This is a genomic window from Flavobacterium sp. FG68 (assembly GCF_057808895.1).
Genome location: NZ_JBMDIY010000005.1, coordinates 1 through 23,916, shown reverse-complemented (window position 1 = coordinate 23,916; position 23,916 = coordinate 1). Strand labels below are relative to the sequence as shown.

25 protein-coding genes are annotated in these 23,916 nt (G+C 33.1%); 13 read left to right on the top strand and 12 right to left on the bottom strand.

Going from position 1 to position 23,916, the window contains the following annotated elements; translation table 11 throughout:
• Nucleotides 1–7 precede the first annotated feature (7 nt).
• Both ACODSB_RS04555 and ACODSB_RS04550 read left to right on the top strand, forming a co-directional pair.
• Nucleotides 8–1,348 carry an O-antigen ligase family protein gene (locus ACODSB_RS04555; RefSeq protein ID WP_488936166.1) on the top strand — a complete coding sequence of 447 codons (1,341 nt, stop codon included), beginning with the start codon at nucleotides 8–10 and terminating at the stop codon, nucleotides 1,346–1,348.
• Nucleotides 1,349–1,411: 63 nt separating this feature from the next.
• Nucleotides 1,412–2,806: an exopolysaccharide biosynthesis polyprenyl glycosylphosphotransferase gene (locus ACODSB_RS04550; protein ID WP_488936165.1), complete on the top strand. Its 1,395-nt coding sequence runs from the start codon at nucleotides 1,412–1,414 to the stop codon at nucleotides 2,804–2,806.
• A gap of 3 nt (nucleotides 2,807–2,809) precedes the next feature.
• Here ACODSB_RS04550 and ACODSB_RS04545 read toward each other — a convergent pair whose 3' ends face one another.
• Together ACODSB_RS04545 and ACODSB_RS04540 are read right to left on the bottom strand one after the other, a co-directional pair.
• The gene (locus tag ACODSB_RS04545) at nucleotides 2,810–3,949 is read right to left on the bottom strand and encodes a lipoprotein N-acyltransferase Lnb domain-containing protein (RefSeq protein WP_488936164.1); all 1,140 of its coding nucleotides are present in this window, start codon (nucleotides 3,947–3,949) and stop codon (nucleotides 2,810–2,812) included.
• A 23-nt stretch (nucleotides 3,950–3,972) separates the two neighbouring features.
• Nucleotides 3,973–5,040, bottom strand: a complete 1,068-nt coding sequence (locus ACODSB_RS04540) for a putative type IX sorting system protein PorV2 (RefSeq protein WP_488936163.1) — start codon at nucleotides 5,038–5,040, stop codon at nucleotides 3,973–3,975.
• A gap of 192 nt (nucleotides 5,041–5,232) precedes the next feature.
• Between ACODSB_RS04540 and ACODSB_RS04535 the strand changes: the two genes are divergently transcribed.
• Complete coding sequence (locus tag ACODSB_RS04535; protein ID WP_053470910.1) at nucleotides 5,233–5,946, top strand: CDP-alcohol phosphatidyltransferase family protein; 714 nt, start codon at nucleotides 5,233–5,235, stop codon at nucleotides 5,944–5,946.
• A gap of 10 nt (nucleotides 5,947–5,956) precedes the next feature.
• Entirely contained in the window at nucleotides 5,957–6,811 is an 855-nt protein-coding gene (locus ACODSB_RS04530) for a glycoside hydrolase family 25 protein (protein WP_488936162.1), read from the top strand.
• A gap of 67 nt (nucleotides 6,812–6,878) precedes the next feature.
• Here the strand turns inward: ACODSB_RS04530 and ACODSB_RS04525 are convergent, their stop codons facing one another.
• The 5 genes from ACODSB_RS04525 to ACODSB_RS04505 form a co-directional block, all read right to left on the bottom strand.
• Complete coding sequence (locus ACODSB_RS04525; protein ID WP_073408992.1) at nucleotides 6,879–7,103, bottom strand: DUF5808 domain-containing protein; 225 nt, start codon at nucleotides 7,101–7,103, stop codon at nucleotides 6,879–6,881.
• Nucleotides 7,104–7,193: 90 nt separating this feature from the next.
• Nucleotides 7,194–7,934: an LPS export ABC transporter ATP-binding protein gene (gene lptB, locus ACODSB_RS04520; protein WP_053470913.1), complete on the bottom strand. Its 741-nt coding sequence runs from the start codon at nucleotides 7,932–7,934 to the stop codon at nucleotides 7,194–7,196.
• A gap of 141 nt (nucleotides 7,935–8,075) precedes the next feature.
• On the bottom strand, nucleotides 8,076–8,426 hold the full coding sequence (locus tag ACODSB_RS04515) for a carboxymuconolactone decarboxylase family protein (protein ID WP_053470914.1): 351 nt from the start codon (nucleotides 8,424–8,426) through the stop codon (nucleotides 8,076–8,078).
• On the bottom strand, nucleotides 8,419–9,234 hold the full coding sequence (gene tatC, locus ACODSB_RS04510) for a twin-arginine translocase subunit TatC (RefSeq protein ID WP_180860825.1): 816 nt from the start codon (nucleotides 9,232–9,234) through the stop codon (nucleotides 8,419–8,421). Before tatC ends, ACODSB_RS04515 begins: the two co-directional genes overlap by 8 nt.
• Nucleotides 9,234–10,199: a KpsF/GutQ family sugar-phosphate isomerase gene (locus ACODSB_RS04505; RefSeq protein ID WP_309843451.1), complete on the bottom strand. Its 966-nt coding sequence runs from the start codon at nucleotides 10,197–10,199 to the stop codon at nucleotides 9,234–9,236. Before ACODSB_RS04505 ends, tatC begins: the two co-directional genes overlap by 1 nt.
• 88 nt (nucleotides 10,200–10,287) lie before the next feature.
• On the opposite strand from ACODSB_RS04505, the gene recQ reads away from it, so the two are divergent.
• A complete protein-coding gene (gene recQ / locus ACODSB_RS04500; protein ID WP_488936161.1) occupies nucleotides 10,288–12,483 on the top strand; it encodes a DNA helicase RecQ in 2,196 nt (731 codons plus the stop codon).
• Nucleotides 12,484–12,596: 113 nt separating this feature from the next.
• On the opposite strand, the gene ACODSB_RS04495 is transcribed toward recQ, so the two are convergent.
• Nucleotides 12,597–12,836 (bottom strand): hypothetical protein, encoded by a 240-nt coding sequence (locus tag ACODSB_RS04495; RefSeq protein ID WP_488936160.1) that lies wholly within the window; start codon nucleotides 12,834–12,836, stop codon nucleotides 12,597–12,599.
• 315 nt (nucleotides 12,837–13,151) lie between these two features.
• Between ACODSB_RS04495 and ACODSB_RS04490 the strand changes: the two genes are divergently transcribed.
• Nucleotides 13,152–14,711: an NAD(P)/FAD-dependent oxidoreductase gene (locus tag ACODSB_RS04490; RefSeq protein ID WP_488936159.1), complete on the top strand. Its 1,560-nt coding sequence runs from the start codon at nucleotides 13,152–13,154 to the stop codon at nucleotides 14,709–14,711.
• A gap of 65 nt (nucleotides 14,712–14,776) precedes the next feature.
• The gene (locus ACODSB_RS04485) at nucleotides 14,777–15,865 is read left to right on the top strand and encodes a DUF6630 family protein (RefSeq protein WP_488936158.1); all 1,089 of its coding nucleotides are present in this window, start codon (nucleotides 14,777–14,779) and stop codon (nucleotides 15,863–15,865) included.
• A gap of 353 nt (nucleotides 15,866–16,218) precedes the next feature.
• Here ACODSB_RS04485 and ACODSB_RS04480 read toward each other — a convergent pair whose 3' ends face one another.
• Nucleotides 16,219–17,178 carry a quinone oxidoreductase family protein gene (locus ACODSB_RS04480; RefSeq protein ID WP_488936157.1) on the bottom strand — a complete coding sequence of 320 codons (960 nt, stop codon included), beginning with the start codon at nucleotides 17,176–17,178 and terminating at the stop codon, nucleotides 16,219–16,221.
• Between the two features lie 181 nt (nucleotides 17,179–17,359).
• Nucleotides 17,360–18,763: an aminopeptidase P N-terminal domain-containing protein gene (locus ACODSB_RS04475; protein ID WP_488936156.1), complete on the bottom strand. Its 1,404-nt coding sequence runs from the start codon at nucleotides 18,761–18,763 to the stop codon at nucleotides 17,360–17,362.
• Between the two features lie 272 nt (nucleotides 18,764–19,035).
• Here ACODSB_RS04475 and ACODSB_RS04470 point away from each other — a divergent pair, with 272 nt between their 5' ends.
• Complete coding sequence (locus tag ACODSB_RS04470) at nucleotides 19,036–19,473, top strand: META domain-containing protein (RefSeq protein WP_488936155.1); 438 nt, start codon at nucleotides 19,036–19,038, stop codon at nucleotides 19,471–19,473.
• Between the two features lie 53 nt (nucleotides 19,474–19,526).
• On the opposite strand, the gene msrA is transcribed toward ACODSB_RS04470, so the two are convergent.
• On the bottom strand, nucleotides 19,527–20,144 hold the full coding sequence (gene msrA / locus ACODSB_RS04465) for a peptide-methionine (S)-S-oxide reductase MsrA (protein ID WP_488936154.1): 618 nt from the start codon (nucleotides 20,142–20,144) through the stop codon (nucleotides 19,527–19,529).
• A 7-nt stretch (nucleotides 20,145–20,151) separates the two neighbouring features.
• On the bottom strand, nucleotides 20,152–20,706 hold the full coding sequence (gene msrB / locus ACODSB_RS04460; RefSeq protein ID WP_180860808.1) for a peptide-methionine (R)-S-oxide reductase MsrB: 555 nt from the start codon (nucleotides 20,704–20,706) through the stop codon (nucleotides 20,152–20,154).
• 295 nt (nucleotides 20,707–21,001) lie between these two features.
• Between msrB and idi the strand changes: the two genes are divergently transcribed.
• The 5 genes from idi to ACODSB_RS04435 all read left to right on the top strand — a co-directional run bounded on the left by idi (nucleotide 21,002) and on the right by ACODSB_RS04435 (nucleotide 23,785).
• Nucleotides 21,002–21,529, top strand: coding sequence for an isopentenyl-diphosphate Delta-isomerase (idi, locus tag ACODSB_RS04455; RefSeq protein WP_488936153.1), 528 nt, complete (start codon nucleotides 21,002–21,004; stop codon nucleotides 21,527–21,529).
• A gap of 21 nt (nucleotides 21,530–21,550) precedes the next feature.
• Entirely contained in the window at nucleotides 21,551–21,961 is a 411-nt protein-coding gene (locus ACODSB_RS04450; protein ID WP_053470926.1) for a 6-carboxytetrahydropterin synthase, read from the top strand.
• A gap of 3 nt (nucleotides 21,962–21,964) precedes the next feature.
• Nucleotides 21,965–22,423 carry a peroxiredoxin gene (locus tag ACODSB_RS04445; protein WP_488936152.1) on the top strand — a complete coding sequence of 153 codons (459 nt, stop codon included), beginning with the start codon at nucleotides 21,965–21,967 and terminating at the stop codon, nucleotides 22,421–22,423.
• A 66-nt stretch (nucleotides 22,424–22,489) separates the two neighbouring features.
• Complete coding sequence (locus ACODSB_RS04440) at nucleotides 22,490–23,461, top strand: type I phosphomannose isomerase catalytic subunit (protein WP_488936151.1); 972 nt, start codon at nucleotides 22,490–22,492, stop codon at nucleotides 23,459–23,461.
• A 57-nt stretch (nucleotides 23,462–23,518) separates the two neighbouring features.
• Nucleotides 23,519–23,785 (top strand): hypothetical protein, encoded by a 267-nt coding sequence (locus ACODSB_RS04435; RefSeq protein WP_012022371.1) that lies wholly within the window; start codon nucleotides 23,519–23,521, stop codon nucleotides 23,783–23,785.
• Nucleotides 23,786–23,916: the final 131 nt, after the last annotated feature.

Genomic DNA, 23,916 nt, shown 5'->3' with positions numbered 1-23,916 from the left:
GTTTATAATGAAAAACAATAAAATTCCATATATCTCTCTGCTTATATTACATGCAATAATTGCAATAGTAGTTTTTGTGATACCTTTTTTGTCAAAAATCTATGCATTATTAATTCCAGTAATTGGTTTTTTTATAGTGTATCGAAGCAAAAATAAAAATAATGAGGCACTTTTAGTTGCAGCTTATTTAGTTGGAGTAGAAGTTTTTTTACGAATGACAGGAGGTAATTTTAATAATGAATATGTAAAAGTAGCTGTTATTTTTTTCATGTTAGTAGGAATGATATATAGCAATTTTTCATCAAATGCATTTATTTATACATTCTTTTTGCTTTTATTGATTCCTGGAATTCTTGTAACAATGGATGTGGCAGATTTTGATATGGATATAAAAAAAGCGCTGGTTTTTAATTTATCAGGACCATTATGTTTATGCATATGTGCAATATATATGTTTAATAGGAGAATTGTTTTTTCTGATCTGCAAAATATTGTATTAGCGATGGGAATTCCCATTATAACAACCACCGTTTATTTGTTTTTATATAATCCAAGTGTAAAAGATGTCGTTACCGGTACTCAATCCAATTTTGAAACTTCAGGAGGATTTGGCCCGAATCAGGTTTCTACAATCTTAGGCTTAGGGATGTTTGTTTTCTTTTCGCAATTGGTTTTGTTTTCAAAATCAAAAAAAGAAATGATTATAAATGGGGTTTTGCTAATTTGTATTAGTTATAGGGCGATAGTCACTTTTTCCAGAGGAGGTGTTATTGCAGGAATAATAATGATCATTTGCTTATTAATTCTGCTCTACTATTTTTCTAATTCAATGGGTAAAAATAAAATAGGTCTGATTTTTATTTTGATGGGTTTCCTTGCATTGGGAATTTGGAGCTATACCTCACTTCAGACGAGAGGAATGATAGAGAAAAGATACGCTAATAAGGATGCCAAAGGGAGGGAGAAAAAAGACCGATTAGGAGGTAGAGAAGCTATCATAGATGCAGATCTTAAATTATTTCTTGATAATCCAATTTTAGGTGTTGGAGCAGGAATGGGAAAAGAATTAAGAAAAGATTCATTAGGAGAAGAAGTAGCCGCTCATAATGAAATTTCCCGTATGTTAAGTGAACATGGTTTATTTGGCATAATTGGTTTATTAATGCTTTTAATAGTACCTTTTGTATTGTATATAAATAATCGACAGCATCTCTATTTTTTATCCTTTTATCTTTTTTGGCTGTTAACAATAAATCATGCAGCTATGAGAACTGCGGCACCTGCATTTGTTTATGCGCTTACACTTCTTTCGGTTCAAATTAAATTACCAACAAAAACACAAAGTTAAGAGTGTAGTTTGGTTTTTTATAATACATTTGCCCTAAGTTTAAGCCCCTAAACCTACCATAATATGCGTTCAACTAATAAAATGCATTTTGAAATTTCAGAACGAAAAGTTTTGCTTTTTGCTTTTGATGCAGTTTTTGTTTTGTCTGCATTATATTTCTTAAATGTTTTTTTTAATTATCACTATTTTGCTTTCGAAATTCAGACTGTTTATCGACCTATAATCCTTGTTGGGTATTTATATATTTTTGGAACAATTTTCGAAATGTATAATCTGCAGGTTGCAAGTAACCAGTTTCAAATACTTAAAAGTGTTGTTCTTTCAGTATCTTCAACAGTCTTAGTATATCTTCTTACACCGGTTTTGTCACCAGGATTGCCAAAGCAGAGGCTGGTAATATTAATCTTTTATCTCACATTAGTTTTTACAGTTCTATTATGGCGTTCCTTTTATGCATTATTTCTGGCATCACATCGTTTCTCTCAAAATGTGGTTTTGATATGTGATCAGGATCAGGTCGAAGAATTGGTTTTGGGATTAGAAAACGTTGATCCGCATTATAAAATTATCGGATTTGTCAATTCTGATTCTCTTTCTACAACAAATTCTGATTTTCATTATGTAAAAGAAATTGATAAAAGTGAATTAGAAGATTTTGTAATCAAAAACAGTGTTTCTGAAATTGTAATTGCCTCTCAAAAAACTGATGGAATCACTGCCGATTTATACCAGCAATTACTTCATTTACTAGAATCCGGAAATGTTATTAGAGAATATACGCAGGTTTATGAAAGTAAAACACAGCGTATTCCTGTACATTATATAGCTCGCGATTTTTATCGTTTCTTTCCTTTTAGCCGTAGTAATAACAATAAATTGTATTTGTTTTTAATACGTTTCATAGAACTCTTGTTTTCTATTACAGGTTTAATAATCTGTATGGTTTTTATTCCCTTTATTTTTATCGCCAATCTTATCGGAAACAAAGGCCGTCTTTTTTATACGCAAGATCGTGTTGGAAAAAATGGCAATGTTTTTAAGATTTATAAATTCAGAACCATGATTGAAGCTTCTGAAACAAACGGTGCCGTTTTTGCCGTTTTTAATGATAAAAGAATCACACCCTTTGGCAAATTCATGCGTAAATCCAGAATAGACGAATTACCGCAATTTTATAATGTTTTAAAAGGCGATATGGCTGTAATAGGCCCAAGACCCGAAAGACCATTTTTTGTGGAGGAAATAGCCAGAGTAATGCCTTTTTACGAAACTCGACATGTAATAAAACCCGGACTTACCGGCTGGGCACAGGTAAATTATTCATACGGAGAATCGATTGATGAAAGTTTGATAAAACTACAATACGATTTATACTACATCAAACATAGAAGTGTTTTCCTTGATTTAAGTATTACTTTTAAAACAATTACGACGGTTTTATTTTACAGAGGCCAATAAATATTAGATTATTATTGGTATACGTTTTACGTTTCGTATCACAACCCTTACCAAGACAAAACCACTTGTAATTATCATTGGCAGTACAATTAAAAAATGCGCCTTATTGATCATAAATAAGCTGTAAACAACTAGAAAGATTAAATGTAAAACAGCAAACCTATAAGTCCATCTTTTGTTTTTTGCAATCGAAAAGAAAATCAAAAGCAGCAAAAGCGGACTAAACAATAACACATTATAATTCATCGCCAGTTCTTGGTGAAAAGAATAAAATCCAACCGAAACAAAAAAGATTCCCATTAAAGAGAAAATCAAAAGATAGATTTTGTCTACAACTTTATTGTGTACAACAACCACAAACCCTAAAATAAACAAATAAGTATAAATGTTATTCCACCAAGAAGTTGGAGTTTCTTTTTCAAAGCTTAAAAGTGTTTTACTTTTTCCTGCTAAAAGATGACCTTGAAAAGTCGTTTCGTCTAAACTATTTTTTAAGTCGAAAGGAAGAAAAATTCTGGTAGCCAATTGGTCAACTTTAGTTCCAAAAATAATACTCGTCCCTAATTGATCATAAAAATGTCCTTTAAAATAAGGAAACAAAACAGAGCGATAAGTTTTATCAGTATCATTCTTTTTTACAATTACATTTCCGCCTAAAGTTGAATTGATAATATCAACAACCATCGATGTACAATTTTTATCAATAAACTTATAAGTGTAGTAACGTTCTTCAGATAATAAAACAGTATTTAATTTATCAAAAAGCTTTTGTTTTAATTCAGGAGAAAGAAGCAATTCCTGCTCAAAAACACTTCTTTTTTCATAAGTGTAATCATTTATAAAATCTGCAAACGAATGAGCAACTACAAAATACTGCAAGTCACCTTTTGTAAATTTAGCAACAAAATTTGGCGTTCTAAAATCAAAAGCACCGTAATTGTAAACTACGTCAAGATTGTTTATTGGGTCTGCAACACGAATCGCAGTATGTCCAAAATAAGAATACGTTTCATTTCCTAATCCGCAGGTAATGACACTTATTTTGGCATATTTTGATAATGGGATATTTTGAGCAAAGCCAATGGTAAAACTTAGTAATAATAGTAAACTAAAAAGTGTTTTTTGTAAAAGGACTTTTTTCATAATTTAAAATTTTAAGAAGTTTATTATCTAAAAATACCAAGATCAACTTTTATAGAAAAAATATTCGAATACAAAGCAGCACTTTGATTTCCTAAATCAGTCAAAGCATAATCAATTTGAATGCCTTTGTATTTAAAACCAAGACCAATATTAGGCTGAAAACTTAATTTTTCAGTATTATCCAACTGCATCACATTTTGAAAATTTCCAGCTCCGGCTCTTAAAAAAACAATATCTGTATAGCCAAATTCAAAACCAAGTGCAGGATCAACACTCACAACTTTAGACGAAATAATATCGTTTGTCTGCTCAAAACGCATGTTTAAATTTCCTGCTGCCAAAAGACTGTAATCATCATGAAATTCGAATTTTTTAGAAACTCCTAATTGTGCCTTTGGCAAAGTGATTTCAGTACTTTCTGGTAATTCATTGTTTTCTCCCGGAATCGCATTGGCGATTTTGGCATATTCTTCCTCATCAATATTCCAAACATTATAAGTTGTTGTAATATCGCGAAGCATTAATCCGAATTTCCAGTCATTATGTTCAAACTGAAGTCCGACATCAAAACCAAAACCCCATGAATTGGCAAATTTTCCAATCACTCTTCGAATGATTTTGGCATTTACACCATATTGAAATCCTTCAACAGGAAGTTTTCTTGCGTATGAAAAAGTAAAACCATAATCGGCAGTAGAAAATAGACGAATTCTGTTATAATCAATATTTCCCTGACTGTCGATTAATTGCGTCGTATCCATAATGTCATCGACACCAAAACGAATCATCGAAATTCCCCAGGCACTTCGATCATCAATAGGACTTGCGTACCCAATAAAGTCGTATTGCGCAATATTAGCAAAATAACTGGCGTGCATTAACGAAACTTGATGATCTTCCAGATGCGTTAAACCAGCCGGATTCCAGTAAACAGCATTCACATCATTTGTAGAAGCCGTCACAGCACTAGACATTCCTAACGCTGCCGCATCGACACCAATATTCATAAACTCATTCGAATATTTTCGAACGGTTTGTGCATATTGCGAAGTAAAACTCCAAAATAATAAAAACGCAGAAAGTTTTTTCAAAAGCTGTTTTTTTGCAGACTAATGCCTGTTTTTAATTTTCATCAAAAATATAATATTTTACCCATCTAATTTCTTCCTTTTTAGAAATATTGCGAAAGTTAAAATTTCAAATAAAAAACAATTGCGAAAACACGTTTTTCATGTGCATATTATGCTAAATTTGTTCTCCAAGATTATCAAAATTTATAAAACATGAATATCAAAAAACACATTCCGAATTTAATTACATTAATTAATCTTTTTTGTGGCTGCATTGCAATAGTTTTTATTTCTGAAGCCAACTACGAAATGGCTTTTTACATGGTTTGTTTAGGAATCTTTTTTGATTTTTTTGATGGTTTTTTCGCCAGATTATTCAAAGTTTCAAGCCCGCTTGGATTGCAGTTAGATTCTTTGGCAGATATGGTAACTAGCGGAGTTGCTCCAGGTTATGTTATGTACAGTTTGTTTACAAACAGCGCACACGAATTAGGAACAAATGCTTTTATTCCGTTTTTAGGATTTATCGTGACTTTAGGTTCTTGTTATCGTTTAGCTAATTTTAATATTGATACACGTCAGACAGATTCATTTATAGGATTGCCAACTCCGGCAAATTCACTTTTTATTTTAAGCCTTCCGTTGGTTTTAAAGTTTTCAGATTCTTTATTATTACTTGAAATCCTGACAAACCAATACGTTTTATTAGCAATCACTTTATGCAGTGCCTATATTTTGAATGCCGAAATCCCGTTGTTTTCTTTAAAAGTTAAGAAGTTTAATTTAAAAGATAATGCTTTACAGATCGTATTTCTTTTGATTTCTTTTGTTTTACTTTTATTATTCCATTTCGGAGCCGTTCCGTTAATCATCATTTTTTACGTTTTACTATCGATCGTAAATAATTTGTTTTTGAAAAAAAAGTAGTTTTATTCGAATGGCAAGAAAAACGACTTATCGTAAAACATATTCCAGAAAACCCGCAGGAAGATCATTGCTAAGTAGGCTTTTTCGATCTCTTTTATTAATTTTCTTTGCGCTTCTTTTCATTGGAATTGTTTATCATTATCGAAAAGGACTAGCTTATTATTTAGGATTTAGATCAGAAAAAGTTTTAGATGAAGATGAGGTAGACAAACATCTTTCTGATGTGAGAAATATTCGTGTTCTCGAAAATCACAAAGGAAAAGTGGTTGGAATTGATGTGTCTGAATTTCAAGGAAAAGTCGATTGGGATGAAGTTGAAATTCTGGACGAAAAATATCCTGTACAATTTGTATTCATTCGTGCAACTGCCGGAAACGATCGTGTTGATGGTCAGTTTAAACGTAATTGGGAAGGTGCTAAAGAAAATAAAATCATGCGCGGTGCATATCATTATTATCGTCCAAATGAAAACTCAATAGAACAGGCCAATCTTTTTATTAAAACCGTAAAGTTGCAAAAGGGAGATTTACCTCCGGTTTTAGATATAGAGAAATTACCAAAAAATCAGCCTTTGGACAGTTTAAAAAAAGGCTTAAAGCGTTGGTTAACTAAAGTAGAAAAACATTATCAGGTACGCCCGATAATTTATTCAGGAGAAAGATATTATTCTGATTTCTTAAAAGAAGAATTTGGAGAATATTTGTTTTGGATTGCCAATTACAATTTCTACAGAGAAAAAATCGAAGATGACTGGCTCTTTTGGCAGTTTACAGAAAAAGCTTCTCTGCCCGGAATTAAACATCGAGTTGATGTTAATATTTACAATGGCGATTTAGAACAATTGCAGTTTATTACTGTGGAGTAGTTTTCAGTCACAGTCGCAGTTTTCAGTTTGCCGAGAATGAAAATTGAGATTGAATACTTTTTAATGCTTATTTTGAAAATAAAAGCGCTAGTGGAATTAAGGCAATAAAAGCTAGAAAAATTAAAACTGAATAAGGATTCGCAAAATTTACCGTATATCCCATCCATTGAATTCTTTTTGGCGGAAGCAATCGTTTGTCTTTCGGATTATAATAAAAACATCCCAAATACCAATTGTTTGGATCTTTGTGCCAATTGTCGTAATCTTCCTGAGTTGGTTTTTCTGAATTCATCGTATTTTAGATTAGTGATCAGTGTTCAGTTTTTTAGTGTTCAGTCAAAAAACTGATTACTTAAAAAAAACTGAACACTGACCACTTTTTTTAAAACTCCAATTTCTTCTTACGAAGTTCGAAGTTTTGTCCAAGATAAACACGGCGAACCATTTCATCTTCAACCAATTCTTCAGGAACTCCTGCTTTCAGGATTCCTCCCTCAAACATTAAGTATGTTTTATCTGTAATTGCTAAAGTTTCCTGAACGTTGTGATCTGTAATCAGGATTCCGATATTTTTGTTTTTTAACTGCGCTACAATTCTCTGAATATCTTCAACTGCAACTGGGTCAACTCCGGCGAAAGGCTCATCCAATAAAATAAATTTTGGATCTGTTGCTAAGGCACGGGCAATTTCCGTACGACGACGTTCTCCTCCAGAAAGTAAATCTCCGCGGTTAGTGCGAATATGTTCTAAACTGAATTCTTCAATCAAACTTTCCATTTTAGCAATCTGCTCTTCTTTAGAAAGTTTAGTTAATTGTAAAACACTTAAAATATTATCTTCAATACTTAATTTTCTAAAAACAGAAGCTTCCTGTGCCAAATAACCAATTCCTTGCTGTGCACGTTTGTACATAGGATAATCGGTAATATTTAAATCGTCAAGATAAATGTTTCCTGAATTTGGTTTTACCAATCCTACGATCATATAAAAAGATGTTGTTTTTCCGGCACCATTCGGTCCCAAAAGTCCAACGATTTCTCCCTGATTTACTTCAACAGAAATTCCTTTTACAACACTTCGGCCTTTGTAAGTTTTTATTAAATTATCGGCTCTTAGCTTCATTTGGTTTAATTAGATAATGTGTCAATTTGATAATGAGATAATTGTATCTCCAATGGGCAAAATAAAGGAAAATAAATCAATAGAATAAATGAATTAACATATTGTCAAGAAATTATCTAATTGAATAATTATCAAATTATCTTATTTGCCTTGTTCTTCTAAAGCTTCCCAGAATTCGTAAGCTCTTCTTAAATGTGGAATTACGATTGTTCCTCCAACAAGAGTTGCGATTCCCATTGCTTCCATCATTTCTTCTTTAGAAACACCTTCTTTATAACTCGTTTCTAAATGGTATTTTACACAGTCGTCACAACGCAAAACTGTCGATGCAACTAAACCTAAAAGTTCTTTTGTTTTTACATCAAGAGCTCCTTCTGCATAAGCATTAGTGTCAAGGTTAAAAATTCGCTTTACAATTTTGTTATTGTCAGCTAATAGTTTTTCGTTCATTTTAGAACGATAGTCGTTAAATTCTTGAATTAATTCAGACATTTTCTTTTAATTTATTTCTATAAACAATCCTTGAAATCAGGATACTTACTTCGTAGATAAGTAACATTGGTATTGCAACAATAGTCTGGCTCACCACATCTGGCGGAGTCACAATTGCAGCAATAATTAAGATAATTACAACAGCATATTTCCAATATTTTCTTAAAAAATCAGGAGTTACTAATCCTAATTTAGTTAAGAAATAAATGATAATTGGCAGTTCAAAAAACAATCCGCTGGCCAGGATACTCGTTTTTACCATTCCCATGTAAGAGTCTAAAGTAAATTGGTTGATTACCATTTCACTGATAGAAAAAGTAGCAACGAAATTCACAGACATTGGTATTACCACATAATAACCAAATATTACTCCTAAAAAGAAAAGAAGTGAAGAAGTGAATATAAACACTTTAGCATTTTTTCTTTCTTTCTCATAAAGTGCAGGGCTGATAAATTTCCAAAGTTCCCATAAAATGTAAGGGAAACTTAAAATAAATCCAGCCAAAAGACACATCCAGACAAATATATTTACCTGCCCTTCCATTTCAGTATTTTGAATGATAAAGTTTAGTTTGGTAATGCAAATACTATCTGCAAAGCCTAATTGATGTGATAAATCACAAAACCAGACATAAGTAAAAAAACTAGGTCTTGTAGGTCCTAAAATAATTTGATCAAATAAATAATCACTGATAAAATAAGTAACAAATGCCATAATGCATATTGCAATTGTACTTCTAACTAATAACCATCTTAGTTCTTCAAGATGGTCTAAAAATGACATCTCGCCAAGGTTTTTCTTTGCCATTATACGATTCCTTCTTTTAAAATGTCATGTAAATGTAATACTCCTTTGTACTCGCCGTTGTCAGCCACGATAAGCTGTGTAATAGAAAAATCTTCTAAAATATTTAAAGCATCAACCGCCATAGTTTCTGAAGACACTAATTTAGGATTTTTAGACATAATATCTCTTGCAGTTAAATCCGCAATAGTATCTACGTCATTTAGCATTCTTCGGATGTCTCCATCTGTAATAATTCCGATAATTTTATTGTCTTCAATTACCGCAGTTACACCTAATCTTTTTTCAGAAATTTCGAAAATTGCTTTTTTGATTGAAGTATCTGGAGAAACAGCTGGTTTTAACGAATGCTCGATCATATCTTTTACACGAAGCAAAAGTTTTTTTCCTAAAGCACCTCCCGGATGATAAACCGCAAAATCCTCTGGTTTAAAATCGCGCATTTCCATTAAACAAACTGCAAGGGCGTCGCCCATTACAAGTTGTGCTGTTGTACTGTTTGTTGGTGCTAAATTTATAGGACAGGCTTCTGTGTCAACTGTTGTGTTTAAAACATAATCAGAACCTTTAGCTAAAAATGAAGTTACATTTCCGGTAATAGCAATTAAGGTATTCCCAAAACGTTTTAATAACGGAACCAAAACTTTGATCTCCGGACTGTTACCGCTTTTTGAAATACAGATAATGATATCGTCATTTTGTATCATTCCTAAATCACCGTGAATTGCTTCTGCAGCATGCAAAAACATTGAAGGTGTTCCTGTAGAGTTAAAAGTAGCCACCATTTTTTGAGCAATTATGGCGCTTTTTCCTATACCGGTAACGATCAATCGGCCTTTAGTTTCGTAAATACGTTGTGTTGCTTCGAAGAAATTTTCGTCCAGAAAATCAATTAACTTTATAATTGCTTCACTTTCAGAGAGTATGGTTTTTTTGGCGATTGCCAGTATATTTTCTTTTGAGATCAAAACAGAATATTTAAAATTTGTATGTATAAAAGAAAGTTGTATCTTTATGTGTTGCAAATTTATACAAAAATATCCATTTAAATAAAGAATGAATTCAAACGAAATTGAAATACACAAGGAATTAAAGAAGTATTTCGGCTTTAGCCAATTTAAAGGCTTGCAGGAGCAAGTCATTACGAGTATTTTAGGTAAAACGAATACTTTCGTAATTATGCCTACGGGCGGCGGTAAGTCTCTTTGTTATCAATTACCCGCTTTAATTCAGGACGGAACAGCTATTGTTGTTTCTCCTTTAATTGCTTTGATGAAAAATCAGGTAGATGCGATTCGAAGCCTTTCTTCAGAAACCGGAATTGCGCATGTGCTGAATTCCTCTCTTACCAAAACAGAAATTGCACAAGTAAAAAAAGACATTAGTTCTGGTTTAACCAAACTTTTATATGTTGCTCCCGAATCTTTAACGAAAGAAGAATATGTAGCCTTTTTACAAAGTGTACCTATTTCTTTTGTTGCGATTGACGAAGCACACTGTATTTCAGAATGGGGACATGATTTTAGGCCGGAATACAGAAACCTGAGAAGTATTATTAAACAATTAGGTAAAGTGCCAATTATTGGTCTTACCGCTACTGCAACCCCAAAAGTTCAGGAAGATATTCTTAAAAATCTGGACATGTCTGATGCAAATACTTTTAAAGCATCATTTAACAGACCAAATTTATATTACGAAGTACGTACGAAAACCAAAAATATCGAATCAGATATTATTCGGTTTATCAAACAACATAAAGGCAAATCTGGAATTATTTATTGCTTAAGCCGTAAAAAAGTAGAATCGATTGCCGAAGTTTTACAAGTAAACGGAATCAGCGCGGTTCCTTACCACGCAGGTTTAGATGCAAAAACGAGAGCAAAACATCAGGATATGTTCCTTATGGAAGATGTTGATGTCGTTGTAGCAACAATCGCTTTCGGAATGGGAATCGATAAACCAGACGTTCGTTTTGTAATTCACCACGATATTCCAAAATCATTAGAAAGTTACTATCAGGAAACGGGTCGTGCCGGTCGTGATGGAGGAGAAGGACATTGTTTGGCTTATTACTCTTATAAAGATGTAGAAAAGTTAGAGAAATTCATGTCTGGAAAACCAGTTGCAGAACAGGAAATTGGTTTTGCCCTTTTACAGGAAGTTGTGGCTTACGCCGAAACCTCAATGTCGCGTAGAAAATTTCTTCTGCATTATTTCGGAGAAGAATTCGACAGCGAAACCGGAGAAGGTGCAGATATGGACGATAACGTTCGTAACCCAAAAAATAAAATTGAAGCTAAAGAGCAAGTGGTCAAATTACTTGAAATTGTTCGCGACACCAAACATATTTATAAATCAAAAGAAATCGTGTTCACTTTAATTGGCCGAATCAATGCGGTAATTAAAGCACACAAAACAGATATACAGCCTTATTTTGGTTCAGGTTCAGACCATGACGAAAAATACTGGATGGCTTTATTGAGACAAGTTCTCGTAACCGGATATTTATCAAAAGATATCGAAACATACGGTGTGATCAAAATTACACAAGAAGGTTTAGATTTTATCAAAAAACCGGTTTCATTTATGATGTCTGAAGATCATGAATACAGCGAAGCCGATGACGAAGCAATAGTAGCGTCAGCAAAATCAACTGGAACTGCCGATGAACTTTTAATGGGAATGCTGCGCGAACTTCGTAAAAAAGTAGCCAAAAAATTAGGCGTTCCTCCATTTGTTGTTTTTCAGGATCCTTCTCTTGAAGACATGGCTTTAAAATATCCTATAACATTACAAGAATTATATAATATTCATGGTGTTGGTGAAGGAAAAGCTAAAAAATATGGCGGTGAATTCGTCACGCTTATCAGCAGATATGTTGAAGACAACGACATTATTCGTCCAGACGATTTAGTTGTAAAATCTACCGGAGTAAACTCTGCGAATAAATTATACATCATTCAAAATATCGATAGAAAATTGCCATTGAGTGATATCGCTTCCGCAAAAGGATTAACGATGGATGCTTTAATCAAAGAAATGGAGCAAATCGTATATGCTGGAACAAAATTAAACATCAAATACTGGATTGACGATATGCTAGACGATGATCAGCAGGAAGAAATTCACGATTATTTCATGGAATCAGAATCAGATAAAATCGAAGATGCTTTAAAAGAATTCGACGGCGATTATGATATTGACGAATTACGATTAATGCGTATTAAATTTATTAGTGAGGTCGCTAATTAAATTCCAAATTCCAAAAATAATAGAATATTAAAAAATATAAATTCCAAATTCCAAGCAATCTAAAGCATTGGAATTTGGAATTTTTTTATTGGAATTTCTTCAAGTTTGGAATTTTACTCAGTATAAACTTCCCCGCGATGCGGTTTCAAAGCATCTCTTACCTGAATCATATTTTCATCAGTTACAACCACAAAAGCGATTGCCTGCATTTCATTTATGATTGTAAAACCCGTAATATTTAAAGGTAATTTTTCAATTGCGATATATTCTTTTAGGTGAATTTCGTGATGTTCTGCAGTTTTTGCAGCAACCGGACCACGGAAATCCCAAATCAGTTTTATTTTTCTAGACATTTTTTTATAGGTGCAAAGGTTCAAAGGAGCAAAGGTACAAAGGTTAGTTTTAAAAAAAGGTTCGATACTAAGGTTCTGAGTTTTTTTTCTGTAGAGACGCATTGCAGTGCGTCTAACTCTTAAAAGAAATCTTTTCTAATCCAAATAATCTGTGGCAAAAAAAGAACAAAGATCAGAAAGATGTTAAGTATAATCTGTTTAGATCTGTGTAAATCTGTGGCCAAATTTTGCACTAAACATAAAATCTCATTTCAAAATAGTACTTTTGCATCTTCTTTTCATAGAAAGAAAAGCTAATAGAATAAAAAAGATACAATGCCAAGAGAACTTTTACTTCAGGTAACGCCGGAAATTGCAGCAAACGAATCGCTGCTTAAAGATTATTTGTCTAAACAAATAAAAGTTTCTCCGCAGGAAATTCAGCATATTACCATTTTAAAACGTTCGATTGATGCGCGTCAAAAAGCGATTAAAATCAATTTGAAAGTTATTATATATTTAAAAGGAGAACCTTTTCAGGAAACTAAAATAGAACTTCCTGTTTATAAAGATGTTTCTTCTGCGCAGGAAGTCATTGTTGTTGGCGCAGGTCCGGCCGGACTTTTTGCTGCTTTGCAATTAATTGAATTAGGCTTAAAGCCCATTGTAATCGAACGCGGAAAAGATGTTCGCGGACGCCGACGTGATTTAAAAGCAATAAATCGTGAACATATCGTAAACGAAGATTCTAATTATTGTTTTGGAGAAGGCGGAGCCGGAACGTATTCTGATGGGAAATTATATACGCGTTCTAAAAAACGCGGCGATGTAACTAGAATTTTAGAACTTTTAGTAGCTTTTGGCGCTTCCGAAGATATTTTGGTTGAAGCGCATCCACATATCGGAACTAATAAACTTCCGAAAATTATTGAAGATATTCGAAATAAAATCATTGAGTTTGGTGGTCAGGTTTTGTTTGATACCAGAGTTACTGATATTTTGGTGAAGAATAATGAAGTTGAAGGAATCGTAACTCAAAACGGAGATAAGATCCTGGCTAATAAATTGATTTTAGCTACTGGACATTCGGCTCGTGATATTTTTGAATTATTGGATAAAAAGAAAATTTTAATCGAAGCCAAACCTTTTGCATTGGGAGTTCGTGCAGAACATTCGCAGGAATTAATTGATAGTATTCAATACAGTTGTGATTATCGTGGCGAACATTTGCCGCCAGCGCCATATTCAATTGTAAAACAAGTAAATGGACGCGGAATGTATTCATTCTGTATGTGTCCGGGGGGTGTAATTGCGCCTTGCGCGACAAGTCCGGGCGAAGTGGTTACAAACGGCTGGTCGCCATCTAAAAGAGATCAGGCAACGGCAAATTCCGGAATTGTGATTGAGTTGAAATTAGAAGATTTTAAACCTTTTGCAAAATTTGGTGCTTTGGCCGGAGTTGAATTCCAAAAAAGTATCGAACAAAAAGCGTGGCATTTGGCTGGAAGAACCCAAAAAGTTCCGGCTCAAAGAATGATCGATTTTACCCAAAATAAAGTTTCGGCTGATATTCCAAAAACATCTTATGTTCCGGGAACAACTTCGGTTGAAATGGGACAGGTTTTTCCGGGATTTTTATCACAGATTTTACGTGAAGGTTTCAAGGAATTTGGTAAATCAATGCGCGGTTATTTAACTAATGAAGCCATTTTACATGCCCCGGAAAGCAGAACTTCGTCGCCAGTTAGAATTCCGAGAGATGCTTATACTTTAGAGCATTTGCAGATAAAAGGTTTATATCCGTGTGGAGAAGGAGCGGGTTATGCGGGAGGAATTATTTCTGCAGCAATTGATGGTGAAAAATGTGCTTTAATGATTGCTGAATCTTTGAAGTAACTTGTCATTTGGCTTTCTAATTATTAAAATTTGTAATATATTTAGTTTTAATAATTATATGCCCAATGAAAAACTTTTTCTCCAATCTATTTAATAGAAATAACGATCCAAAATCGATTATTTCTTTTGATGTTATAGATCCAATTTATTCTTATTTATATAATGAAAAATCCAATCTTGAATTTAAAGTAAAAGGAATTCAGGATAATGTCTCTGTTAATTTATTTTATTTTCCCGGTTCATTAGATCATGAAGAGGTCCAATTGGAAATTAAAAAAGCAGGTTTCAATAATTCTTATGAAGTTTTAAATGAACTTTATAAAAAAATGAATATTGGTATTCTTTCTGATGAAATGATTCAGGAAGGATTAGAGTATGATTTTATACACATTCAGTTTTATTCTGAGCCTACTTCTGATGAAAAAAAGTTCTTTAAACGTTCCATAAAAAATTTCATTATCTTTTTTTGCGGTACGAATAGTTTAGAAATCAATGATTTTAAAATTCTGTATTCAGGAACACATTTCTTCGATTATACAAAAGGTTTGCTCGAAAGTGAGCTTTTAGATTTTAATAATCCAAAGAATGAAAGTCAGCAAATTGCAGTTAAAGATTTGAAAATAGTATTGCAGGGAATCTGCCAGTATTTAAATATTGAAATTCCGCAAAGTGTTGAACTTCCTTCATCAGAAAATTTAATAGAGAATGAAGAAGTTACAATAAAAACGTTTGAAGAGTTTGTCAAATTAGTTTCAAGAGAAAATATCGAAGATAAAGAACTTAAAAAGCTATCAAAAAAACTTTTCAAAAATTACCAAAAAGATTCTAGTGAATATCACACCATTGTTGAAGGACATTTTGATTTCTTCGAAAACATAAATGCTTGGAACAGCGACTGGAAATTTGATCCCGAAGATGCTGAGTATTTTATTTCTGAAATGATTGCTGAAGATTTGAATTTTGAATATCCAGAAGAGACTTATAGCCACGATTTGTTTCCATACATTCAATCGGCATTAGAAAAGCGTGGTTTTGAATTGATGAGTTATAATACAAATGGTGATAATTATTTGTTTTTTGTTGCTAATAAAGAAGATGTTGGCAGGATTTTAGAATTATCAGAATTGACTAAAATTGAGATTGATAAGTTGTAGAATTTGATAAATAATTCGGTGATGTGACATGTGTAGTCCCTACGGGACAAATGTGCAGTGTGTTTTCTTTTTTGTTACCGATATGAAATCTCTACGAGATATTATCCTGATAATTTATTCTTTTAATCAAAACTCCGTTAGGAGTTAAATATCGGTAGAAAAAGATATTTCAAAGGATTTCAAATGTCCCATAGGGACTATACATTTTTTACACACAAAATTAGGTTTTGCGTGAGGGATAGGAGCAAGCTACCGAAGTAGCGCGGATAGCCCGACAGCAATATAAAAAGGGGCGACTAAGCGTATTGCATAGTCAGCCCCTTTTTATATTGGTGGCACGCCCAGATTATTATTTACGGAATCAAAATAATTTTCCCGGTACTTTTTCTGCTTTCCAGAAAATCATGTGCCAGTTTTCCTTCTGATAATTTAAATGATGTTGGTTCAGAAAGTTTAATTTTTCCTTCAATAATCCAATTGAATAATTGTGTGGCACGTTTGATTCTTTCTTCTTTAGAATTTAAATAACTCCATAAATCGCCTCCGGTTAAAGTTTTCGAACCGTCCATTAACATTCTTGGGTCTACAGGTTCAGGATCGCCGCCCGCCATTCCGAAGAAAACAACTTGCCCGCATTCTTTTGTGACTTCGAAGCTTTCCTTTAAAGTACTTCCGATACTATCATAAACAGCATCAACACCATTTGAAACAACTTTAAAAACCTGTGATTTCCAATCGTCATTATAAAGAAAAACATGGTCTGCGCCTTGATCAAAACCAACTTTTGCTTTTTCAGCAGATGAGGTTAAGCCAATTACAGTTGCACCCAGAAGTTTGCTGATTTGTGTTAGAATCTGTCCAACACCGCCAGCAACTGCGTGAATTAAAACCGTTTCGCCTTTTGTAGTTTTATGACTGTCTGTTGCTAAATAATGTGCTGTTAAACCCTGTAATAAAACAGAAGCTGCAGTTTCAAACGAAATATTTTCGGGTAAGGGAAGAACGTGATTTATATTTACGGCAACCAATTCTGCATTGGCAAAAGGGGCATCGGCAAAAGCCACACGATCACCCACTTTATATTCAGGATGATTATTAGCATCTACAACAATTCCTGCGCCTTCGTAACCGGCGATAAAAGGCGGATTTCCTTTTAAATGATAATTTCCTTTTCGTCTGTAAACGTCAGCAAAATTTAATCCGATGGCTTTCATCTCGACTAAAATTTCATCGTTTTTTAATTGCGGATTTGGGATTTCGATATATTCTAAAACATTTGAATCTCCAAAAGTGGAGAAGGTAAGTGCTTTCATTTTTAATTAATTTAGAATACAAAGTACGGTAAAAATCAAAAAATAAGCCTCACTTAAAAAGTTAAATGAGGCTTATCGATTTCTTTTTTTTGCCACAGATTAAAAGGATTATTAAGATTTTTTAAGTTCGAAACTAAAATATAATCTGTGAAAATCCTTTTAATCTGTGGCAAAAAATAAATTATATCTTAGGAAATTTCATATCATTAAAAGTGCTTTTTTGTTTTGCCAAAGCTTCAACATCCTGCCATTTTCTTGGAGATTCTGCAGAAAGGTTTTCGTAGGAATCTTTTTTGATTAAAATGTCATCTTCGATGCGAACACCAATATTCCACCATTTTTTATCACACTTGCTGTTTGCCGGAATATAAATTCCAGGTTCAACTGTCAGAATCATGTTTTCTTTCAGCGTTCCCATATAATTTCCTTTGTCATGAACATCTAAACCAAGAAAGTGAGAACAACCGTGCGGGTAATAAATTCTGGCATCTTTAGGATCTGTAATAATGCCTAACTTAATTAATCCTGCGGCTACGACTTCTCTCGATCTTTTAGTTAAATCCTGAATTGGAGTTCCTTCTTTACAAAGTTTAAAAACTTCTTCCTGAGCATCATAAACGATTTGATAAATTGCTTTTTGCTCTTCGGTAAATTTTCCGTTTGCCGGAACTGTTCTTGTAACATCGGCAGAATAACCGTGGTATTCAGAGCCAACATCCATTAACAATAATTGATTGTCGATTTTTACGGCGTTGTTTTCTCCATAATGTAAAATACATCCGTTTGCTCCGGCACCAACAATTGGCGGATAACCTTCACCTTCGGCACCATATTTTCTGTGAATATAAGCGTGAATTCCATCGGCTTCGTTTTCACTCATATCCGGCCCAACTGCTTTCATCACTTCGTTATGTGCAACACATGAAAGCTTTACTGTTTTGCGCATTAATACCATTTCTTCGGGAGTTTTTATTTCGCGAAGTGAATTGGTGATATTAGTAAACAATGATACAGAAGCTTCATTTTCTTTTTCAATTCCAGCTTTAGTTTTGAAAGATTGTAATAAGGAATATAAGTTGTCGATATTTTTACTGCTTTCAACATCTGTTGGGATGTTGTCGTAAATGATTTTGTCGAATTTTTTAAAATCAATAGCAAAATCGTTGAAATCTTTTCCGTTGTAAACTGTTGTAAAGCCTAATTTAGATTTTGCGCCTTCAACTCCTAAACGTCTTCCTGTCCACATTTCTCTGTTGGCATTTCGTTCTCTCACAAACAGCACTTCATTGTATTTTTCGGTTCCCTGTTCTTCTTTAAAAATCAATAAAACGGCATCTGGTTCTTTATAGCCGGCCAAATAATACATATCTGGATTTGCGTGGTAATTGTAATTAACGTCTTTTGAAAAAACTCTTTCCGGATAAGAAAAAACTATAGCTACTGAATTAGCCGGCATTAGGTTTCTAAAAGCTTCGCGGCGGCCTTTGTGAAATTCTTTCGAAAGATAATCTGTTGGAAGGTTTTCTTGTGCCTGAATTTGGAATGCACTAATTAAGAAGGTAAAGAGTAAAAGAAATCGCTTCATTTTTTTGATTTTTTATTGATGATTTTTGGTTTTTTGAATGATGCAAATTACGAAAAAAATAGAATCACCTATTATAATTTAAGAGTTTGGTTGATAATGGTTTAAATAAAATGGCGTAAATTAGAGATCAGAATATTACAATTTGGCTGAAAGTGAAATAAACTTTTTTCGGCTAAAGTTTCTAAGAAGGCATGAATATTGAGAAAGAGATATTGCAGGATAATTTTAATCTTCAAAAAACAAAATATATTAATTTTTTAAAAGTAAATTTTATGAAAAAGTATACTATTGCAATCGTATCGGTTTTAACCTTATTAATAACTTCGTGTATGGCGTCAAAAGATACAAAAGGCACAGCTAATATTTATGATACAACTTGGGAATTAGAATATATTTCGGGGCCAAGAATTGCTTTTGAGGGATTGTATCCAAATAAAAAACCGCAGCTTACTTTTGATGAAAAAGAAAAAAGGGTTTATGGAAATAACGGATGTAACGGTTACAGTGCACCTTATACTTTAAATGGAAAATCTTTAAGCTTTGGAGAAGCAGGGCCAACTACAATGATGTTTTGTGAAGGCGGCGGAGAACAGCAATTTTTAAAGCAAATTAAAAATGTTACAAGCTATTCTATTGATAAAGATGGAAAACTAAATTTAATTCAGGACAAAATTCCGGTAATGCGATTTAAAAAAGTGGCTAAACAATAGTTTTAAAATCTATAATATAAGAAAAGGGGAAATGATTCATTTCCCCTTTTTTATTAACTGTTGTTTTGTTTCTTTTTCAGTTTGTCTTTAAAAACCTTTTCAAATTTTTCTATTTTAGGCTGAATCACCATTCTGCAATACGGCTGATTTTTATTGTTTGCATAATAATTTTGATGATAATCTTCGGCTTTATAAAAAGCTTTAAAAGGTTCGATTTTTGTCACAACCGGATTACTGTACACTTTTGCTTTGTTTAATTCGGCAATAATGCTTTCGGCAGCTTTTTTCTGTTCGGCATTTTTGTAGAAAATTACAGAACGGTACTGCGTTCCAACATCAGCGCCCTGACGGTTTAATGTTGTTGGGTCGTGAACAGTAAAAAAGACTTTAAAGATTTCATTAAGATCTGTTACGTTTTTGTCATACGTAATTTGTACAACTTCGGCGTGACCGGTTTCTCCCGTACAGACTTCCTCGTAAGATGGATTTACAGTTTTTCCTCCAGAAAATCCCGAAACAACAGATTTTACTCCGTCCAGATTTTCGTAAACAGCTTCAACGCACCAATAGCATCCTCCGCCAAGTGTAATAGTTTCGTAATCTGGTTTTCTATTTTGCGAAAAACCGCTTATTGATAAAGCAAAAAGGCAGATTAAAAGTATATTTTTCATTTGTATATTATTTATTATCAGGAATAAAATCAAGAGCAATCGAATTCATGCAGTAACGTTTTCCGGTTGGTTCTGGTCCGTCATCAAACAAGTGGCCTAAATGTCCGCCGCAGCGTCCGCAAAGCGCTTCGATTCTTTCCATTCCAAGTGAATTATCATTTTTATAAACCACACTTTTTTTGTTGTCTTGTTCAAAAAAACTAGGCCATCCGCAGCTGCTCGAAAATTTAGCGGTCGATCTAAAAAGTAAGTTTCCGCAAGAAGCGCAGTAGTAAGTTCCTTTTTCATCCGTGTTCCAGTATTTTCCGGTAAAAGGCCTTTCGGTATCTGCCTCACGCATTACGGCATACACATCTTCGGGCAAAACCTTTTTCCATTCGGCGTTGCTTACATTTAGTTTTGTCGTATCAGTGTTTGAATAATAAGGATTTCCGGGTTTACTTATTTTGTTTTCCATAGTAACCGTTTTTGCAGGTTCTTTTTTTGTGTTTTGTCCGCATGCCTGTAAAATAAAGAGCGGAATTAAAAAGCAAAGGCTAAAAATTAAGTTTTTCGATTTCATAAATTTTTGGATCATTTATCTGAATTTCAAAGATACGATGAGATTTTGCTTAGAAATGTCGCCTAAATTACAATTCAGATATATTTAAGTATGTTTTAACTTTTTATTATTTACGTAAAACCAACAGCTGTAGTTTTTATATCTTATTTTTAGTGGATTTTTGTTCTGAAATAAAACATAGATTGTTGTAAATCAAAATATTATAAAAAGTAATCAGTAGTTAAACTTTTCACAATGTTTTCTAGGATTTTATAGCCATTTCTTTTTTCGTATTTTTGTTTTATCAATACGCCTTATGACAGAAGAAAACGTAATATTAGTTAATCAAAACGATGAACAAATTGGCTTAATGCCAAAATTAGAAGCACACGAAAAAGCAGTTTTGCACCGTGCCTTTTCGGTTTTTATTTTAAACAACAAAAATGAAATTATGCTGCAGCAGCGTGCTCATCATAAATACCATTCTCCTTTACTGTGGACAAATACTTGCTGCAGTCATCAACGCGAAGGTGAAACGAACATTGAGGCAGGAAGCCGAAGATTATTTGAAGAAATGGGTTTTAAAGCAGAGTTAAAAGAGCTGTTTCATTTTATTTATAAAGCTCCTTTTGACAATGGTTTAACAGAGCATGAATTAGATCACGTTATGATTGGCTATTATAATGAAGAACCCAATATAAATCTGGATGAAGTAGAAGACTGGAAATGGATGAGTATTGAAGATGTTAAAGCAGATATTGAAAAACAGCCCGAAATTTATACCGTATGGTTTAAGATAATTTTTGATGAATTTGATCATTATCTCGAAGACCATAAATTATAACCAAACCAACCAAAGACCTAAATGAGAGTAACCATATCAAGAAAAGCGCATTTTAATGCTGCACATCGATTGCATAGGAAAGATTGGTCATTAGAAAAAAACAATGCCGTTTTTGGAAAATGCAATAATCCCAATTTTCATGGTCATAATTATGGTTTAACAGTAAGTGTTACAGGAAAAATTGACCCGGAAACTGGTTTTGTTTTAGATGTGAAAGTATTAGCGGATATTATACTGGAAGAAGTAGAAATTCCGTTTGATCACAAAAACCTGAATCTGGACGTTCCGGAATTTCAGGATTTGAATCCAACTGCAGAAAATATTGCGGTTGTGATATGGAATAAAATTAGAAAAAGAATTCAGCCCGATTTTGATTTAGAAATCGTGCTTTATGAAACAGACCGCAATTTTGTAACTTATAAAGGAGAATAATAAATGTCATTAAAAATAGGAGATATAGTTCCGAATTTTACTGCAAAAGATAGTCACGGAGAAGTTTTTGAAAGCAAAAGTGTTTTAGGACGAAAACCTTTAGTGATTTATTTTTACCCAAAAGATAATACACCAGGCTGTACAACAGAAGCTTGCAGCTTTAGAGATCAATACGAAGATTTTTCAGCATTAGGTGCAGAAGTAATTGGTATAAGTGCCGATAGTGTAAAATCGCATCATAAATTTGCTAATAAACATAATCTGCCATTCATTTTGCTTTCTGATCAGGATAAAAGATTGAGACAGCTTTTTGGTGTGAAAAATAATCTATTCGGACTTTTTCCGGGAAGAGTAACTTTTATTATTGACAGAAATGGAGTGGTTATTTATATTTTTGACAGTATGAATGCCGCAAAACATATTCCGAAAGCGCTGGAAATAATAAAAGAATTAGTATTGTAGATTTAGAAAATAGTATTACATCATTGTTTAATTAATAATAATATTAGCCGAAAAACTTAAAAAATTATGAAACCAGAAAAATTATATCCGCTTCAATTTGAACCAATCCTTAAAGAAAGAATATGGGGTGGAGAGAAATTAAAAACATTATTAAACAAACCAATCACTTCTAAAATTACTGGTGAAAGCTGGGAATTGTCTACAGTAGAAGACGATGTAAGTACTGTTGCTAACGGAGACTTAAAAGGAAAATCGTTAATGGAGCTTATTGATGAAACTCCAAATGAAATTTTAGGAACAAGAGTTTACGAGCGTTTCGGAAAACAATTTCCATTACTTTTTAAATATTTAGATGCACGCGAAGACCTTTCAATTCAGGTTCATCCTAACGATAAATTAGCAAAAGAACGTCATAATTCATTTGGTAAAACCGAAATGTGGTACGTAATGCAGGCTGATACTGATTCCAGAATTATTGTAGGTTTTAAAGAAAACTCCAGTAAAGAGGAATATTTAAAACATTTACATGATAATACATTAGTTTCTATTTTAGATGGTGTAAAGGCAAAAGCCGGAGACGTTTTCTTTTTAGAAACAGGAACGGTCCACGCAATTGGTGCCGGTTTAGTGGTTGCCGAAATTCAGCAGACATCTGATATTACGTATCGTTTATATGATTTTGATCGTGTAGATGCTCAGGGAAATAAAAGAGAACTTCATGTAGATTTAGCACTTGATGCAATTAACTACAATAAAGTCGATACACAAAAGAAATATGATACAAAAGCAAACACATCAAACGTAGTTGTTGATTGTCCTTATTTCACGACAAACCTTATTCCGTTAGAAGATAAAGTAGAAGTTTCTAAATCTGGAGAAACATTTACGGTTTATATGTGTATTGAGGGAAGTTTTGAAATAGAATACGACGGATTCAAACATACTTATATAAAAGGAGATACTGTTTTAGTTCCAGCTGCGATAAATGCATTTAATTTAAACGGAAAAGCTTCAATTTTAGAAATTTACATTTCATAGCACTTAATCTAAAGATTATGTGTATTTTTGCAGACGCAAATTAAAATTATAATAAAAATGGCAAACGTTAAGAATTTAAAGAAAGACATCAATTTTGTATTAGGAGATATTATTGAGGCAGTTTATTTGTTTGAGATGTCTACAACAGGAAATCCTACTCCGGAAACGAATGCTTTAATCGATGAAGCTATCGCTGCATTTGATACTTTGATTACAAAAGTTAACGCTAAAAACGTTGAAAATAAAAAAGCACACTTCAAACAAATCAATGTTGAATTAGAACAAACTGCTAATCAATTGATTGAAAAAATCAACGCATTGTAAGCAAAAAAAAGTGTAAAAAAGTGCAAATTTATTTTGGGAAAACGAAAAACCGCTTTATATTTGCACCCGTAATGAGGCCGATGTAGCTCAGCTGGCTAGAGCAGCTGATTTGTAATCAGCAGGTCGTGGGT